Raw genomic sequence first — 16,165 nt, forward strand, 5'->3', positions numbered from 1 at the left:
AGGCTGGTGGGGGGGGGACGTGGTGGGGAAGGGGGCTTCCCCCCCCCTCTTGTGCCTTTTTGGCGTTCAAGAAAAAACGTCCGAGAACAACAACCCCCTTTTTGTTGGTGGAGGCCCCCCCTCTGTCCCCCCGCCACATCTCATCCGGGCAGGATCGCCTCGATCAACCGCGCGAGCCCGTATTCGAAATCGCCGGCCGGATCACCCGGCGCCTGGTACAGCTCGCCGACCGCGGCGCCCACCCGCGTCGACAGCGGGTATTCGGCGGCGGGCATGACCTCGGTCAGCAGGGGACCGTAGGTCTGCCACCAGTCGGCGTCGGATTGCTCGCGCGTGCTGCGGGCCGCGGCGAGCGCGGTCCGGGCGTTACCGGTGGCGAACTGGGTGAGGACCGAGATCACCCGGTCCATCCCGGGATCGTCGAGACCGATACCGTCCACGGCCGCCAGCTGTTGCTCGTAGCGCCGCGTCCGACCCGGCCCCAGCACCATCCGCCACGACGGCACCTCGAACAGCCACGGATGTGCCAGGAACTCGTCGCGGACCTGCCGGGCGACGGCGGACAGCCGCTCCCGGGCGGGTACTTCGATGGGCAACGGTGCGTCGGCCCCGGCCACCGCATCGACCATCAGCACCGTGAGCGCCTCCTTGCTGGGCACATAGGTGTACAGGCTCATGGGCCGCAGCCCCAGCTCGGCGGCGACGGCGCGGATGGACACCTTCTCGTAGCCCTCCCGGTCGGCCAGGCCGATCGCCGCAGTGACGACATCGTCGACACTCACGGTCTGCCGGGGGCCGCGCCCACCCGTCCGCGGCGGCAGGCTGTGCCGCCACAAAAGCTCCAGCAGGGTTCGCGCCGGGTCGCCGGCCCGCTTCGTATCGCTTTCCCGGCTCCCGGCAGAACCTGCTGCGTGACCGTGTTCCGCCGCATTCGGTGCCGACTCGCTCACGCTGTATCCGCCGGTCGGGGTACGGCGGGCTTGTCCGTGCACCGCCGCCGAGCGGTGCACCGGATGATGCCTCCGGCGATCGGCCGATACGGGTAGCCGTCCATGGATCTCCCTGTTCTCGGTCCGGGGCGCCGGCCGTGCGGCAGGGCCCGGGAACAAATCCGGTAGCGTACGCGTTCCGAATATTACTCCGTACGCAATACGATGATATTGGGGGTGCCCCCTGCCGACCGTCGAAACCACCTACCTGCCCGACCGGCACATGTTCGCACTGTGGACGTGGACGGGTCGCGATACCGGACCGCCGCCCCCGGGGCTCGGCGATTTCGCGACTCTGCCGCTGACCGTTCCCGGCGGAACCACAGCGCAGCTCCGCGCGGGCAGCGCCCACCTCCAGATCGCGCAGGTCCACTGCGCTCTGGTGGAACCCGAACGATTCGCCGCTCTCCCGGTCGACCGTCCCGGAAACTCCACACGCGCCTGGCAATCGAATCTGACCGGTACCGCGGCGCAGCTTCCGGTGGCCGCACACGCCGTCCCCAACACCCAGGGCACCGCGATCGTGGACGCCGAGCACGCCCTCTCGGTCCTGCGAGATACCGCCGAGACAGCCGATCGGATGCGGACCGGGTTGAAGGCCGACCTGCGCCCCTATCAGGTACGGGGGATCGCCTGGCTGCGGGACACCGTCGCACACCACGGCGGCGCGGTCCTGGCCGACGAGATGGGCTTGGGGAAAACCTTGCAAACCATCGGGCTACTCACCGAACGCGCCGAGCAGGGCACTCAACTGGTGGTGTGCCCGACCTCCCTCGTCGGCAACTGGGTGCACGAGATCAACCGCTTCGCACCGGGTCTGCGGCCGGCGCCCTGGCGAGGCGGGCCGGTGGAAACCGCACCCGGAACCGTCGTCGTCACCGGCTATCCCGTGCTGCGCCTGCACGGCAGCGGGCTCACCGGCACCGAGTGGGCAACGATCGCCTACGACGAGGCCCAAGCGCTGAAGAATCCGCGAACCCAGGTGGCGAAGGCGGCGCGGGCACTGTCCGCAGGCGCGGTCGTCGCCCTCACCGGGACGCCTGTCGAAAATCACCTCGACGAACTGTGGGCGCTTCTGCATCTCGTCGCACCAGGGATCTTCGGGCACCGCACCCAGTTCCGGCGGCGTTTCGTGAAACCCATCGAACAGGGGTCGTCCGAGGCTGCCGCACGGCTGCGGGATGCGGTCGAACCCGTACTGCTTACGCGCCGCAAGGATCAGGTCGCTGCCTCGCTGCCCGCAAAGATCCACTCGGATCTGCTGTGCGATCTGACCCCGGAACAGGAACGGCTGTACGACAGTCTGCTCGACCGGGCCGTGGACGAGGGTTTCGGCACCGGCGCCGGGCGGCAGACCCGGATCCTGGCGGCGCTGACCGCCTTGAAGCAGGTGTGCAACCATCCCGGGCTCGTCAGCGGCGAAACGACCGAACTCGCCGGGCGATCCGGCAAGCTCGACCTGTGTGCCGATATCGTCGCCAACAATCTCGACAATGCCGCGCCGACACTGATCTTCACCCAGTACCGCGGCACCGGTGAGCTACTGGTCCGGCATCTAGACGAACAGTTCGCGATCACCGCGCCCTTCTTCCACGGCGGGCTTTCGCAGACCGAACGCGCCACCCTCGTCGACGAATTCCAGTCCCCGGAAGGCCCGCCGGTACTGGTTCTGAGCCTGCGGGCGGCCGGCACCGGGCTCACTCTGACCCGGGCCGCCGATGTGATCCATTTCGACCGCTGGTGGAATCCCGCGGTCGAATCCCAGGCCTCCGACCGCGTGCACCGCATCGGCCAGACTCGCACCGTCACCGTCACGACCCTCACCTCGGCCACCACCGTGGAGGAACATATCGCGGATATGCAGCGGCGGAAATCCGCGCTGACCGATTTCGGCGCCGGCACCGGTATCGCCGAACTGGCCCGGCTCGACGACGACCGGCTGGTGGAGATCCTGCGACGGAAGCGAGGCAACTGATGGCGGACAACGAATTCGGTTACACCCGCTGGGGGATGGACTGGGTGCGCCTGGCCGAACCACTGCGCCAGACCCGCCCGGATCCGCTGCTGCCCCGCGCCCGCAGTATCGCCCGCAACAACGGCGTCCGTACCGAGGCCGAGGGCCGGATCGTGCGGGCGCATATCCACCGCGGCGGTCGGGCGTCGGTCACCCATATCGAACTCACACCGCTCCCCCGGCCCGTCGTGACCGCGCTGGCCCCGATTGTGGGAACCGCACCAACGGTGCCGACCGACGAGATGTACGCCGCCGCGGCCGATGCGGGCCTGCCGCTGGCTCCGGTTCCGGCGGCGATCGACTGCTCCTGCACCGCCCGCACCGAACGATGTGTGCACGTTCTGGCGACCTTTTACGCCGTGGCGCGCCAGGTGGACGATAACCCTCGGTTCGGGCTGGACCTACAGGGCTACTGCCACGATCCGGGGCCCGACGATTCCGCGGCACCCACCGAGGCCCCGCGCTGGATACCCCTCAACGCCGTCGATCCCGCAACGTACTTCGAGGTATGAGCGACGCGTCGGATACCGCCGGTTGCCTCGTTCGGCGGGCCTCATCGCTGGGCAGCCTTCTCACCGGCGCGCCGCAGCACGCCACGTGTCGGGTGATGGCTGCCCATACGACGCCACGCTTCCCGGTGATCGACCACCTGTCGAACCGCTGCCGCATAGCGAGGGAGAAACCCGCTGTGCGCGTACCCCAGGACGGTCGCTCATCCGGCCCCAGGGATGCCGAGAAGGGTGCTCAGCGCGGCGGCGCCTTGCAACAGGGCCGCGGAACGGGAGTCGATCCGGGTATCGCGCGCCGTCAGCGCAGTCGCGAGATCGTTCCAGTGGCGCCGCCCGCGGAGCTCGGGGACCAGCTGACGCAGGGATTCGATACCGTAGCCGGCCAGGCGGAGCTGGTGTACCAGCCGCGCGGCCCGTACATCGTCGGGTGAGTAGACACGGGTTTCCCGGGTCTCGGCGCGGCGCGGTACCACCAAACCGGCGGCGTCCCAGTGCCGCAGTGTCGAGGAGCGCACCCCCAGGGCCCGGCCGAGTTCGGAAATACTCATGGCGTCCGTGGGGCGGATATCGGTGAGGGGTTCGTCCGCGATGGTCCGGGCCGCGGTCCGTGCGGCGTGCAGGTCCCGGCGTTCGCGGTCGAGCCGGGCGTGCGCGGTATCGAGCAGCGCGAACACCCGGTGGCGATCTCCGTCGTGCACCGCGCGCAGGATTGTTTTCGCCGAGGCCGGGTCGGTACCGGAGGCCAGCGCGCGATACGCGCGCGCCGACCGGATATGGACCTCGCCGTACACCCGGTACCCGGTTGCGGTCCGGGTCGCCGGGGGCAGCGCACCGTCGCGCTCCAGGTTGCGCACCTGCTGAACGGAGTACCCCGTGCGGCGTGCGACCTCCGCGGTGCGCAGACCTGCGGAGTTGCGAGTTTGCATGTCACCACCTGCCATATTCGGGTCGAAGTCTCCACAAGCAATTCAATGTAACGCTTGAACTCATGACCATCGACGAGATCATCGGATACCTCACCACACTCGACGGCGTCCTGACGCTGCGGCCGGGCCCCGGCGACGGCTCCCCCGAAATCGCCTGGGGCGATACCTTCTTCTACTACGCGCCGGACGGCGAGGTACCGGCCCGGACCCAGCCGTTCGCCACCATCGTGACCAAGAACTATCCAGGCGACGAGCAATCACAGCTCGACCGCCCGGGCAGTTTCCGCCTGAATATCAGCGCCGGCCCGGAAGCGTTCCGCGAGTGGACCGGCCACACGCCTCGCGACGCGAACTCTGCCGAGGACGATCCCAGCGCACGCGACACCGTCATCGCCCATCCCGTGTACGGAACCGCGGGCTGGCTGGCAGTCGTCGACCCGGGGCAACGTACCTCCGCGGCGGTTCGGGAACTACTCGGGACTGCGCACGGCCGCGCCCGCTCACGCACGGAAAAGATATGGTAGACAACCGAGCGCCTGGCCGGCTTCCGCCGGCGGTGAGCGGGCGGTGGCGCCCGTACCGAATATGTCCACGCCCGTGCCCATCGGCACTCGGGGCACTGTTGCATCATCCGATGCGGCTGATGCCTCAGAGCCCGGTTCCGGGCTACGCGTTCGCCTCGCCGCCGACCGTGACGAAGATCCCCCTGATGCCGAGCCCAGCCGGTCCAGCGAGGAACGCGAGTGTGGCAACGTTATCGTCGGCAGCACCGTAGCCCGAGCGGCGCCGTCGGCCGGGCCGACCCGCGGAAAACGTGCCGGCGGATCACATCCGGCGCAGCGCGGCGATGCGTTCGGTAAGCTGATCTGCCGTGGCGAGGGCCGTGGGCGGGCCACCGCACTGGCGGCGCAGTTCGCCGTGGATGACCCCGTGCGGTTTACCCGTGCGGTGGTGGTGCATCGCGACCAGGCTGTTCAGTTCCCGGCGCAGTTCACCCAGTTTGTCGGCGGTCGCCACCCGCTCGGCGGCATTACCGGCGGCGGCCCCACCGGCGGGGTCGGGAACCGGTGTGGTGGAAACCGGTTCGGGCTTGGACCGCTCGGCGACCTGACGCGCCTGACGTTCACGCAGGAGTGCGCGCATCTGCTCGGCGTCGAGAAGGCCCGGAATACCCAGATAATCCGCCTCTTCGGCACTACCGGAGAAGGTTGCCGTGCCGAACGAGGACCCGTCGTAGATCACCTGATCGAGTTCGGCATCGGCGGCCAGCGGAACGAACCGTTTCTCTTCCTCACCCGGTTCGTCGCGCTGCTTGTTCGCCTCGGTCAGCAGCTCGTCGTCGAGACCGTCCTTCTCCCGATGCGGCTTCCCGATCACATGGTCGCGCTGTACCTCCAGTTGCGCGGCCAGGTCCAGCAGAACCGGTACCGAGGGCAGGAACACACTGGCCGTCTCACCGCTGCGGCGGGCACGCACGAAACGTCCGATGGCCTGCGCGAAATACAGGGGTGTGGAGGCGCTGGTGGCGTATACCCCGACCGCCAGCCGCGGGACGTCCACGCCTTCGGAGACCATGCGCACCGCGACCATCCACGGCTGGTTACCGGCGGCGAACTCGCCGATCCGGGCCGAGGACGCCGGATCATCGGACAGCACCAGCACGGGTTTGTTACCCGTGAGATGTTCCAGGAGTTCGGCGTACAGCCGGGCGCGTTCCTGGTCGGAGGCGATCACCAGTCCGCCCGCGTCGGACATACCGCCTTCGCGCAGCTGTGCGAGCCGCATATCCGCGGCGCGCAGGACGGCGTAGATCCAGTCGCCGGCGGGATCGAGCGCGGTACGCCAGGCCCGGGCGGTCTGCTCGGCGTTCAGCGGTTCACCGAGCCGGGCCGTGTACTCCTCGCCCGCGCTGTCGCGCCAATGCGCCTCACCCGAATACGCGAGGAAAACCACCGGGCGCACGACACCGTCGGCCAGCGCCTCCGAATAGCCGTAGGAATGATCCGCCCGCGACCGCGGCAGCCCGGCTTCGTCGGGTTCGTAGGTGACGAACGGGATCTGGCTGTCGTCGCTGCGGAACGGGGTACCGGTCAGTGCCAGCCGCCGGGTGGCGTCGCCGAAAGCCTCGGCCACCGCATCACCCCAGCTCTTGGCGTCACCGGCGTGATGGATCTCGTCCAGAATCACCAAGGTGCGGCGGTTCTCCGTGCGCACCCGATGCTTGAACGGATGCGCCGCCACCTGGGCGTAGGTGACGACCACGCCGTGATAGTCCCCCGACGTGCCGCCGGTCGTATTGGAGAAGTTCGAATCCAGCGCGATCCCCGAACGCGTCGCCGAGGCAGCCCACTGGTGTTTGAGATGTTCGGTCGGCGCGACCACGGTGATCTGGTCCACCGTTCGATCGGCCAGCAGTTCGGCGGCCACCCGCAGCGCGAACGTGGTCTTACCTGCGCCGGGGGTGGCAACAGCAAGGAAATCACGGGGTTTGGTGGCCAGATAACGGGTCAGGGCGCGCCGCTGCCAGGCACGCAGGGATGCGCCCGGAACTGCCGTCGCCGTGGCGCCGTTCGTATCGGTCACGGAGACAAACACTAGCGGCCGCCGCCGCAATGGTGCCAAACCGGCGCGGCCGCCGCGACGGGTGTCACACCTCGATCGCGCCGCGCCGGTCACCGGTGATTCACCTGCCGACCGCCGACACGTTCGCCATGCGCCACGCCACAGGGTGGATCGGTAGGAGATGCTGGACTGACCATGCACAGCTACGGAAACGGATACGGGAGCCCGCGCCGGGATACCTCGTGGCTGCGGCATGCTCTGGTCCAGACGCGGCGGCTGGTCGTCCGGGTGGCCGTGAAGTCCTGGAACGATTCGATCTTCGCCAAATCCGCCGCCGCGGCGTTCTGGCAGACGTTATCGCTGGTACCACTGTTGTTCGGACTGCTGGGCGGCCTGGGCTATGTCAGCGGCCTGTTCGGCCCCGACACCGTCGAGATCGTCGAATCGAAAATCCTGACCTTCAGCCGTGATCTCTTCAACCCCAGCGTTGTCACCGATCTCATCGAGCCGACCGTCCGCGATGTCCTCGGCCAGGGGCGCGCGGCCTTTGTCTCGGTCGGCTTCGTGCTTTCGCTCTGGGCGGGCTCGTCGGCCATGGCGACCTTCGTCGACGCCATCGTGGAAGCACACGGCCAGCAGGACGCGCGCCACCCGGTCTGGCAGCGCATCTTCGCCCTGCTGCTGTACGTGCAGTTCCTGATCGCGGCGGTGTTCATCCTGCCGCTGATCGCGCTGGGGCCGGTGCTGATCGGCCGGATCCTGCCCGACAGCTGGCGCGAACCCGGGCTACGGCTGATCGATTCGTTCTATTACCCCGCGGTGGGGCTACTACTCATCGTCGGCCTGGCCACGCTCTACAAATTCGCGCTGCACAGCTCACTGCCATACCACCGGCTGTTCTGGGGAGCGCTGCTGGCCGGAGTGTTCTTCATGGCGGCCAGCGAAGTGCTGCGCCGCTACCTCACGCTGGTCACCCGCACCGGGGTCACCTACGGCGCGCTGGCGACCCCGATCGCCTTCCTGCTGTTCACGTTCTTCCTCGGTTTCGCGGTGATTCTCGGCGCCGAGTTCAATGCCGCCGTACAGGAGTTCTGGCCGGCGCGGGCGACCCGCATCGAACAGTTCAAGGCTTGGCTCGCCAAACGCCGCGATACACCGCCGGGCGAGGATCGTGAGCCGCCGGAACCGGGTTCGCACCGGATCCCGCCGCAGCACCGCGGGCACGCACGCCACAACGGCACCGGTGGCAAACCGGCGCCGTCGACCACGCGCTGATACGGCGCTCAGTCGCCCTTACGCAGCTGCTCGTAGACCTTCTTGCATTCGGGGCAGACGGGCGAGCCGGGCTTCGCCGAGCGCGTCACCGGGAACACTTCACCGCACAGCGCGACCACCATCGTGCCCATCACGGCACTTTCGGCGATCCGGTCCTTCTTCACATAGTGGAAGAACTTCGGGGTGTCGTCACCGGTGGTTTCGTCGGTGGTCGTATCGGGGCGAACCAGAGTATCGGTACTCACGCACTCCATGATGCCGTACCGCGCGGCCGTCCTCACGCACCGCCGGGTACCCACCGGGGTTACGCCCACGGCGCGGTAGTGCAAGACTCGAAGGTATGCAGCAGCACGGCGAAGACTCCGGGCGCGGCCCGGAGCACATCGACGCCGGTGCGAGCGGTCTCGGTGAAGACATCGGCGCACCGCGGCCGGCGCGTACCCCCCGTTCGTCCGGATACTTTCCCGGTGACGACGCGAAACACGCGGCACTGATCACCGAGGCGGCGCCTTCTTTCCAGGACCAGCATCGCGCCCGGGTACGCCGTTACACGATCATCATGGCGTTCCGGATTCCCGCGCTGATCCTGGCCGGTATCTCCTACTCCGTCTTCGGGAACGCCCTGATCGCGATCCTGATCATGGCGGCCTCGGTCCCCCTGCCGTGGGTCGCGGTGCTCATCGCCAACGATCGCCCGCCCCGGGACAAGAACGAACCCAGCCGCTGGGACCAACCGCGCACCGCGCTCGAGGAACGCAGCCACGACGCGATCGACGGATAGCGCGCTCCCGGCAGCACCACACGCGGGTGGCAGAGTACTGCTGTGCCCATACACGGATCGACCGCCGCCTCACCGCTGACCGCACTGTGCCCGGACCTGCGCGCGGCGCTGATCCGGGTGGGCTACGACGCCGGCACTCTGCTCGACGTCCTGGGCCCGGAGGTGCACAGCGCGCTCGGTCGCGGTGAGCCGGTCCCCGTGCGGCGAGTCGCCCGCACCGCGGGCGACCTGGGCACACTGGTGCGGCTGTTACTCCTCGGCGATGCGGTCCCGGAAACCGAAGTTGCCGCGGCACTGGCGCCGGTCGCGGTGGCCGATGCCGTCGCGGCCGGCCTCCTGTCCACGGAGGGCGATCTGGTGCGCGCGGCCCTCGATCTGCGCCCGCTCGATACCGGCGCGGGTAATCGCTGGGTCCTGTCCGATCTCGACGATTCGATGCACCGCCGGACGCTGACCGAGGACCATGTGCTCGGCGTCGGTCATGCCTCGCTGTCGTTGCTGCGGGCGACCCCGACCGCGCCCGTCGGTTCGGTGCTGGATCTCGGCACCGGCTGCGGTGTCCAAGCGATACACGCCGCCGGCTACGCCCGTTCGGTGACCGCCACCGATATCAATCCGCGCGCCCTGTGGCTGGCCGAAGCGACCGCCGCGCTGAACGAGCTCGACCTCGAACTCCTCCCCGGATCGTGGTTCGAGCCGGTGGCCGGGCGCGCGTTCGACCAGGTGGTCGCCAATCCCCCGTTCGTCGTCGGTCCCGCCCGGATCGAGCACACCTACCGGGATTCCGGGCTCGCCCTCGACGGAGCGAGCGAACTGGTGCTCTCCCGCGTCCCGGACCTGCTCGCACCCGGCGGGACGGCGGCCGTCCTCGCCGCCTGGGTACACAACGAGGACGAGGACTGGCGGCAGCGTGTTTCCGGGTGGCTGCCCGAATACGGCATCGACGCATGGGTCGTCCAGCGCGATATCGCCGACCCCGCCCTCTACGTCGGCACCTGGTTGCGCGACGCCGGCCTGGATCCGCGGAGTCCGGCGGCCCAGGAACGGGCCGGGGAATGGCTCACCGCCCTCGACGGGGCCGGCGTCACCGGAATCGGGTTCGGGTTCGTCTACCTGCGCGCGATCGACGGGCCGACCGAGGTGCTGGCCGAAGATCTGACCCACGGTTTCGAGGACCCGCTCGGCGCGGAGGCACTCGCCCATTTCGAACGGTCGGCCTGGTTGCGTACGGCGGCAGCGGACCCGGCCCGCGCCTGGAATGCCCGCTACCGGGTGGACCCGGCGACCGCGCTGGAACGGGTCTACCTGCCCGGCGACGACGGCTGGGATCAGCGGGTGACCCGCCTGCACCGCGGCGACGGGCCACGCTGGCAACACGAAGTCGACGAGACCACGGTCTCCCTGCTGGCGGGAATGCGATCGGACGGTCTGCCGTTGTACGAACTGATCGAACTGCTGGCATTGTCCCAGGGATCCGACGAGGTGGACCCGGAATTCGCCGCGGCGGCACTGGGGGTGGTCACGGGCTTGGTGCGGCACGGACTGGTGCACCCGGTCTAGACGCTCACCCTGCGGCGGTGGCCGTTCCCGGTGTCCCGGTCTGTTCTGTTCTCAGGAACTTCTCAGAACGCATCGCTGAAAACCGCAGTTCAGAGCGGTTTATCCGCGCCCGGCGAGGGAACTTTCCCTATGTCGGGTCCGTTGTTCGGAGTGAGACACCACCGACAGGAGGCAAGTCATGACAAGCCCCGCCACCACTCGTGTGCGCCCCAGTGATATGGACCTCGACGCCCAGAGCCCCGCCGCCGACCTGGTACGCGTGTACCTGAACGGGATCGGACGGACCGCGCTGCTCACCGCCGCCGACGAAGTGGAACTGGCCAAGCGCATCGAGGCGGGTCTCTATGCCCAGCACCTGCTGGAGACCGGCAAGCGTTTGTCGGCGACCCGCAAGCGTGATCTGGCGATCGTCGTCCGGGAGGGCCAAGCCGCACGGTCGCACCTGCTGGAAGCCAACCTGAGGCTGGTCGTCTCGCTCGCGAAGCGGTACACGGGCCGCGGGATGCCGCTCCTGGACCTGATCCAGGAAGGCAATCTCGGCCTGATCCGCGCGATGGAGAAATTCGACTACGCCAAGGGCTTCAAGTTCTCGACTTATGCCACCTGGTGGATCCGCCAGGCCATCACCCGCGGTATGGCCGATCAGAGCCGCACCATCCGGCTCCCGGTTCATCTCGTGGAGCAGGTCAACAAGCTCGCCCGGATCAAGCGCGAACTGCATCAGCAGCTCGGCCGGGAGGCCACCGACGCGGAACTGGCCGCCGAATCGGGTATCGCGGTGGAGAAGATCTCCGATCTACTCGACCACAGCCGCGATCCGGTGAGCCTGGATATGCCGGTCGGCAACGACGAGGAAGCCCCGCTGGGCGATTTCATCGAGGATTCCGAGGCGACATCGGCCGAAAGCGCCGTGATCGCCGGCCTGCTGCACCACGATGTCCGCAGCGTGCTGAACACCCTCGACGAACGCGAACAGCAGGTCATCCGGTTGCGGTTCGGCTTGGATGACGGGCAGCCGCGCACTCTCGATCAGATCGGAAAACTGTTCGGTCTGTCCCGTGAGCGGGTCCGACAGATAGAGCGCGAGGTCATGTCGAAACTCCGCAAGGGCGAACGAGCCGACCGGTTGCGCGCCTACGCCAGCTGAGCGCCGAACACCCCAGAAAAGCAACGATGACCGGCCACCTCGGCCGGTCATCGGTCGTTCGGGGAGACGATCGGCCGCATCCGGCTGCGCACGGGGCCGGCCCGGCCGCCCGTCCCTATTCATTCCCATCCGGCGCTGATCGGATCACATTTGCACGGCGGTCCGCCGGATTTGCGGCCCCGGTTTCCGAACCATGCCCCGGCCGGAGAGCCGCCATCACAACCCCGAAGCGGTAGCTCCGACCGTGCACCTCTCGGTGCCGAGACGAATGCGATTTGCGCACCGGCCCCGGACCTGCCGCGGCACCTGGACTGCCGGTCGACCGCCACGGCCGGTACCCGGCGTCAGCCCAGGCGCCGGGGGCCGGTGTCGAAACGGCTGGGCTGCGGGCCGATGCGGGCGCGGGCGTACAGGATCGCGGCCGATTCCGGACTGGCCAATACCGGCTCGCAGGACAGTTCCCGCATTTCGGGGAGGTCGTCGAACAGGGCCGATATACGCCGGGTCAGGTCGATCAGGGCGGCCTTGTCGACCCGGGGGCTGGCCGGGGTGCCATTCAGCAGCGGCGCGGCCCGGGGGGCGTCGATCAGGGCGGCGGCCTCCTCCGCGGACAGTGGTAGCGCGCGATAGGCCCGATCACCCAGAAGTTCGATAATCGGTCCCGACAGCCCGAATTCGATGACCGAGCCGAATGCCGGATCGTCCTGAACCCGCAGCACGCAGCCCACACCTTTGGGTGCCATGCGCTGGATATGCAGCAGTGGATCGCCGCACAATTCCACCAGATCACGGTAGGCCTGGCGTACCGCCTCGGGCCGCCACAAATCTAAACGCACCCAGCTCATATCGGGCCGCCGCCGCCAGCTTTCGTTCGTCGCCTTCGCGGCCACCGGATACCCGAGCTCCGCGGCCGCGGCCACCGCCGAATCGGCATCGCGGACCGCACGGAAGTCGACGACGGAGATTCCGTAGCAGGCAAGTAGCGCGACGGTCTCGTCATCGGCCAGCCGTCGACCGCTACCCGAATCGCCCATCCATCCGGCCATCAAGGCGACCGCTCGTTCGCTGTCGATCCCGGCCGGCCGGCACTGTTCGGCTTCCGGCCGGGCGGTGCCGTCGTGTCCCGGCGTCACCGGACGATCACGCCAGCGGGCATAACGCTGTACCCGCGCCAGTGCCCGCACCGCGCGCGCCGGATCCGGGAACGACGGGATGGAGCCGCGGATGGCCGCCGCACCGGGACCGCGCACCGCGAGCAGATCAGGAATACCGTCCCCACTGGCGAACGTGGTGAGTACCGGCTTATCGCCGGATACGGTGGCCACCGCGGTGCGGATGGCTTCCGCATAACCGGTCTGCGGTAAGGGGATCGGCGGCGCGAAAATAACGATCACCGCATCGGTTTCGTCCGACCGCAGCGCCGCGGTCACGGCGGTGAGGTAATCCTCGGGCATTGCCTGCGGCCCGAGATCCACCGGTTCCGCGGCACTCAGCCCCTCGCTGCGTGCGGCGTCGGCGGTGAGCCAGTTCAGGGCCGTGCTGTTTCCCACGATCGCCGGGCGTGGACCGCGCGGTAGCGGCTGGTAGCCCAGCAGCGCCGCACAGTCGAACATTTCCGAGATCGACTCCGCCTGAACGATACCCGACTGTGCGAACAGATCGCGAACGACGGCGCGGTCCAGTTCCCCGCCCGAATCCCCACGCGCCGCCAGCCGGCTCGGGCTCACGGCCACGATCGGTTTGTTCCGCGCGACCCGGCGCGCGATCCGGGAGAACTTCCGCGGGTTACCGAAACTCTCCAGGTACAGCAGGATCACATCGGTATCGGGATCGGTATCCCAGTACTGCAGCAGATCGTTGCCGGAGACGTCGGCGCGATTACCGGCGGAGACGAAGGTGGACAGGCCAAGATTCCGGGTGGCCGCCTCGGCCAGGATCGCCACCCCCAAAGGGCCCGACTGGCAGAAGAACCCGATTCGCCCGCGACCGGGCAACACCGTCGCCAACGTCGCGTTGAGGCCGATCGCGGGATCTGTGTTGGCGATCCCGAGGGCGCTGGGGCCGACCACCCGCATCCCGTGGCCGCGGGCGGCCGCGACCAATTCCGCTTCGGGGCCGCGGCCCTGCTCCCCCGTTTCACTGAATCCGGCCGACAACACGAGCAGACCTTTGACGCCCTTGGCCATACAGTCGTCGAGCACCGAACCGATCTCGGCGGCCGGTACCGCCACCACCGCCAGATCCACCTCGTCGGGGATATCGCGCACCGTGGCATAGGCGTGCACTCCCCGGACCGAACGACGGCCGGGATTCACCGGATACACCGCACCGTGGTAGGAACCGTCGAGCAGGTTCGCCAGGACCACCCCACCGACCCGCCCTGTACTGGGGGTGGCACCGATCACCGCTACCGAACGCGGCGCGAGCAGGTTGCCGACACTGCGGGCCTCCGAGGCCCGCTCGCGCGCATCCCGGACCGAACGCAGCGCCTCGGTGGGATCGATGGCGAACTCGAGGTGCAGCACCGACCCGTCGCGGCTGCGTTCCACCTGGTAACCGGCCTCCCGGAATACGGTGACCATCACCGTATTCTCCGCCAGCACCTCCGCGACGAAGGTTTCGATCCCGTTCTCCGCCGCCGCCCCCGCCAGATGCTCCAGCAGGATCGAACCGAGGCCGCGGCCCTGATGACCGTCCGCCACGACGAACGCGACCTCCGCGGAACGCTTCCCCGAGCGGTCGAGCAGTTCGTAGCGGCCCACGGCGATGATCGAATCCCCCAGGACGACGACCAGACCTACCCGATCGCGATAGTCGACGTGGGTGGTGCGGTACAGATCCTTCGGGGAGATCCGCGGATAGGGCCCGAAATAACGCAGGTACCGGGTGCGTTCCGAGAGCGCGGTATGGAAGCGCTGCAGTTCGTCGGCGTCCGCGGGGGTGATCGGGCGTAACCGCACCACGCCGCCGTCGGAGGCCAGGACGTCGGCGTGCCAGTGCTGCGGCGCGGGGGCCGGGTCGTCGGGAACGCTATCGGCCGATTCAGTCACGCGGGTCCTCCGGATCCAGGCCGAGCGGGCCGAAGCACGCACGGCGGGTGGCGAGGACGGCGGTATCGACCGCACGCTGCGCGCGGTCGATCCGGGCATCCCCGGTTTCCGCGGTCCCCCCCGGACCGTCCCAGTGCTGGAACGCGATGTCCACACCGTCGCCCATCGTGCGGGGCGGCGATATCCGCGGCCTTTCGGTGTGCACGAGATCGATCCAATCCTGCGGTATCGCGGTCGCCGGGTCCACCGGGCGGTCCAGCGCGAGAGCCAGGAGCTGGGTCCACGCCCGCGGCACCACCCGGACCAGGCCGTACCCGCCACCGCCGACCGCCAGCCAGCGACCCTCGGCGTACCGATCGGCCAGGTCCCGCATGGCGGCGAAGGCGGCCACCTGGCCCTCGATGCCGAGGTCGAGATCGGCCAGCGGATCCTCCCGGTGGGTGTCGACTCCGCACTGGCTGATGATCAGCTGCGGCCGGAACGCCGCGATCGCACCGGGGACGACCGCATGGAAGGCGCGCAACCATTGCGGGTCACGGGTGCCCGGTAGCAGCGGCAGGTTGATCGCGGTGCCGTCGCCGGACCCGCTGCCCGTTTCCTCCGGCCACCCCGTATTCGGCCACAGCGTCGCGGGGTGCTGGTGGATCGAGAGGGTGAGAACGCGCGGATCCCGGTAGAACGCGTGCTGGACACCGTCCCCGTGGTGGACGTCCACATCGACGTAGGCGATCCGGTCGAAACCGTGGTCGAGCAGCCAGGAGATCGCTACCGCGACGTCGTTGTACACGCAGAAGCCGGCCGCCCGCGCCGGCATGGCATGGTGCATCCCGCCGCCGATGCTCACCGCGCGCCGGGTGGTTCCGCCCGCGATCGCCCGGGCTGCGGCCAGGGTGCCGCCGACGATCACCGACGAAGCCTCGTGCATTCGGGGAAAGACCGGGTTGTCGGTCGAGCCGAGGCCGTAGGGCGGGTCCGCCGGTTCCGCGCCGGGTACCGCCGTGGGTACGGCGCGGCGGACCGCCTCGATGTAGTCCCCGGTGTGCACCCGGAGCAGCTCGCCGGTATCGGCCGCGGCCGGCTCCAGCGTTTCGATACCGTCCAGCACGCCGAGCGCCTGCGCCAGCGCCATGGTGTACCGCAACCGGGCCGGTTTCATCGGGTGCTCGGGGGTCCAGGAGTACTCGAGGAACCGGTCGGTCCACACGACGGTCGCCGCCTGCGGGTCGCCGCATTCTGCCCGCGGTGCTGAAGTGGCCATGATCGCAACCGTATCGGGAAGGGCGGAACCCCATCCGACGTTGTCATGCAGTAGAAATACATGTATGTGCGACAGCGGCGCCGAACCGCGCGCC

13 protein-coding genes are annotated in these 16,165 nt (G+C 68.7%); 7 read left to right on the forward strand and 6 right to left on the reverse strand.

Annotation, left to right across the window (positions count from 1 at the left end):
• Positions 1 to 140 precede the first annotated feature (140 nt).
• Entirely contained in the window at positions 141 to 950 is an 810-nt protein-coding gene (locus ACFWPH_RS03565; RefSeq protein ID WP_378747882.1) for a TetR/AcrR family transcriptional regulator, read from the reverse strand.
• A 262-nt stretch (positions 951 to 1,212) separates the two neighbouring features.
• On the opposite strand from ACFWPH_RS03565, the gene ACFWPH_RS03570 reads away from it, so the two are divergent.
• Entirely contained in the window at positions 1,213 to 2,964 is a 1,752-nt protein-coding gene (locus tag ACFWPH_RS03570) for a DEAD/DEAH box helicase (RefSeq protein ID WP_378747883.1), read from the forward strand.
• Positions 2,964 to 3,515: a hypothetical protein gene (locus ACFWPH_RS03575; RefSeq protein WP_378747884.1), complete on the forward strand. Its 552-nt coding sequence runs from the start codon at positions 2,964 to 2,966 to the stop codon at positions 3,513 to 3,515. Before ACFWPH_RS03570 ends, ACFWPH_RS03575 begins: the two co-directional genes overlap by 1 nt.
• 200 nt (positions 3,516 to 3,715) lie before the next feature.
• On the opposite strand, the gene ACFWPH_RS03580 is transcribed toward ACFWPH_RS03575, so the two are convergent.
• On the reverse strand, positions 3,716 to 4,438 hold the full coding sequence (locus ACFWPH_RS03580; protein ID WP_378747886.1) for a MerR family transcriptional regulator: 723 nt from the start codon (positions 4,436 to 4,438) through the stop codon (positions 3,716 to 3,718).
• 62 nt (positions 4,439 to 4,500) lie between these two features.
• On the opposite strand from ACFWPH_RS03580, the gene ACFWPH_RS03585 reads away from it, so the two are divergent.
• A complete protein-coding gene (locus ACFWPH_RS03585; RefSeq protein ID WP_378747887.1) occupies positions 4,501 to 4,962 on the forward strand; it encodes a DUF6194 family protein in 462 nt (153 codons plus the stop codon).
• A 301-nt stretch (positions 4,963 to 5,263) separates the two neighbouring features.
• Here the strand turns inward: ACFWPH_RS03585 and ACFWPH_RS03590 are convergent, their stop codons facing one another.
• Positions 5,264 to 7,021, reverse strand: coding sequence for a DEAD/DEAH box helicase (locus ACFWPH_RS03590; protein WP_378747888.1), 1,758 nt, complete (start codon positions 7,019 to 7,021; stop codon positions 5,264 to 5,266).
• A gap of 174 nt (positions 7,022 to 7,195) precedes the next feature.
• On the opposite strand from ACFWPH_RS03590, the gene ACFWPH_RS03595 reads away from it, so the two are divergent.
• A complete protein-coding gene (locus tag ACFWPH_RS03595; protein WP_378747889.1) occupies positions 7,196 to 8,275 on the forward strand; it encodes a YihY/virulence factor BrkB family protein in 1,080 nt (359 codons plus the stop codon).
• An 8-nt stretch (positions 8,276 to 8,283) separates the two neighbouring features.
• Here ACFWPH_RS03595 and ACFWPH_RS03600 read toward each other — a convergent pair whose 3' ends face one another.
• Positions 8,284 to 8,520, reverse strand: coding sequence for a DUF3039 domain-containing protein (locus ACFWPH_RS03600; protein WP_033242248.1), 237 nt, complete (start codon positions 8,518 to 8,520; stop codon positions 8,284 to 8,286).
• A gap of 170 nt (positions 8,521 to 8,690) precedes the next feature.
• Here ACFWPH_RS03600 and ACFWPH_RS03605 point away from each other — a divergent pair, with 170 nt between their 5' ends.
• The 3 genes from ACFWPH_RS03605 to ACFWPH_RS03615 all read left to right on the forward strand — a co-directional run bounded on the left by ACFWPH_RS03605 (position 8,691) and on the right by ACFWPH_RS03615 (position 11,763).
• Entirely contained in the window at positions 8,691 to 9,056 is a 366-nt protein-coding gene (locus ACFWPH_RS03605) for a DUF3099 domain-containing protein (protein ID WP_378748232.1), read from the forward strand.
• 42 nt (positions 9,057 to 9,098) lie between these two features.
• Positions 9,099 to 10,616 carry a methyltransferase gene (locus tag ACFWPH_RS03610; RefSeq protein ID WP_378747891.1) on the forward strand — a complete coding sequence of 506 codons (1,518 nt, stop codon included), beginning with the start codon at positions 9,099 to 9,101 and terminating at the stop codon, positions 10,614 to 10,616.
• Between the two features lie 178 nt (positions 10,617 to 10,794).
• Positions 10,795 to 11,763, forward strand: coding sequence for a sigma-70 family RNA polymerase sigma factor (locus tag ACFWPH_RS03615; protein WP_033241495.1), 969 nt, complete (start codon positions 10,795 to 10,797; stop codon positions 11,761 to 11,763).
• A 344-nt stretch (positions 11,764 to 12,107) separates the two neighbouring features.
• Here the strand turns inward: ACFWPH_RS03615 and ACFWPH_RS03620 are convergent, their stop codons facing one another.
• Both ACFWPH_RS03620 and ACFWPH_RS03625 read right to left on the reverse strand, forming a co-directional pair.
• Positions 12,108 to 14,813 (reverse strand): GNAT family N-acetyltransferase, encoded by a 2,706-nt coding sequence (locus tag ACFWPH_RS03620; RefSeq protein ID WP_378747892.1) that lies wholly within the window; start codon positions 14,811 to 14,813, stop codon positions 12,108 to 12,110.
• Positions 14,806 to 16,071 (reverse strand): acetoin utilization protein AcuC, encoded by a 1,266-nt coding sequence (locus ACFWPH_RS03625; RefSeq protein WP_378747893.1) that lies wholly within the window; start codon positions 16,069 to 16,071, stop codon positions 14,806 to 14,808. The genes ACFWPH_RS03620 and ACFWPH_RS03625 overlap by 8 nt, the downstream gene beginning before the upstream one ends.
• Positions 16,072 to 16,165: the final 94 nt, after the last annotated feature.

Origin of the sequence: Nocardia sp. NPDC058499 (genome assembly GCF_042719915.1) — a bacterium.
In the GTDB taxonomy this organism is placed as follows: Bacteria; Actinomycetota; Actinomycetes; order Mycobacteriales; family Mycobacteriaceae; genus Nocardia.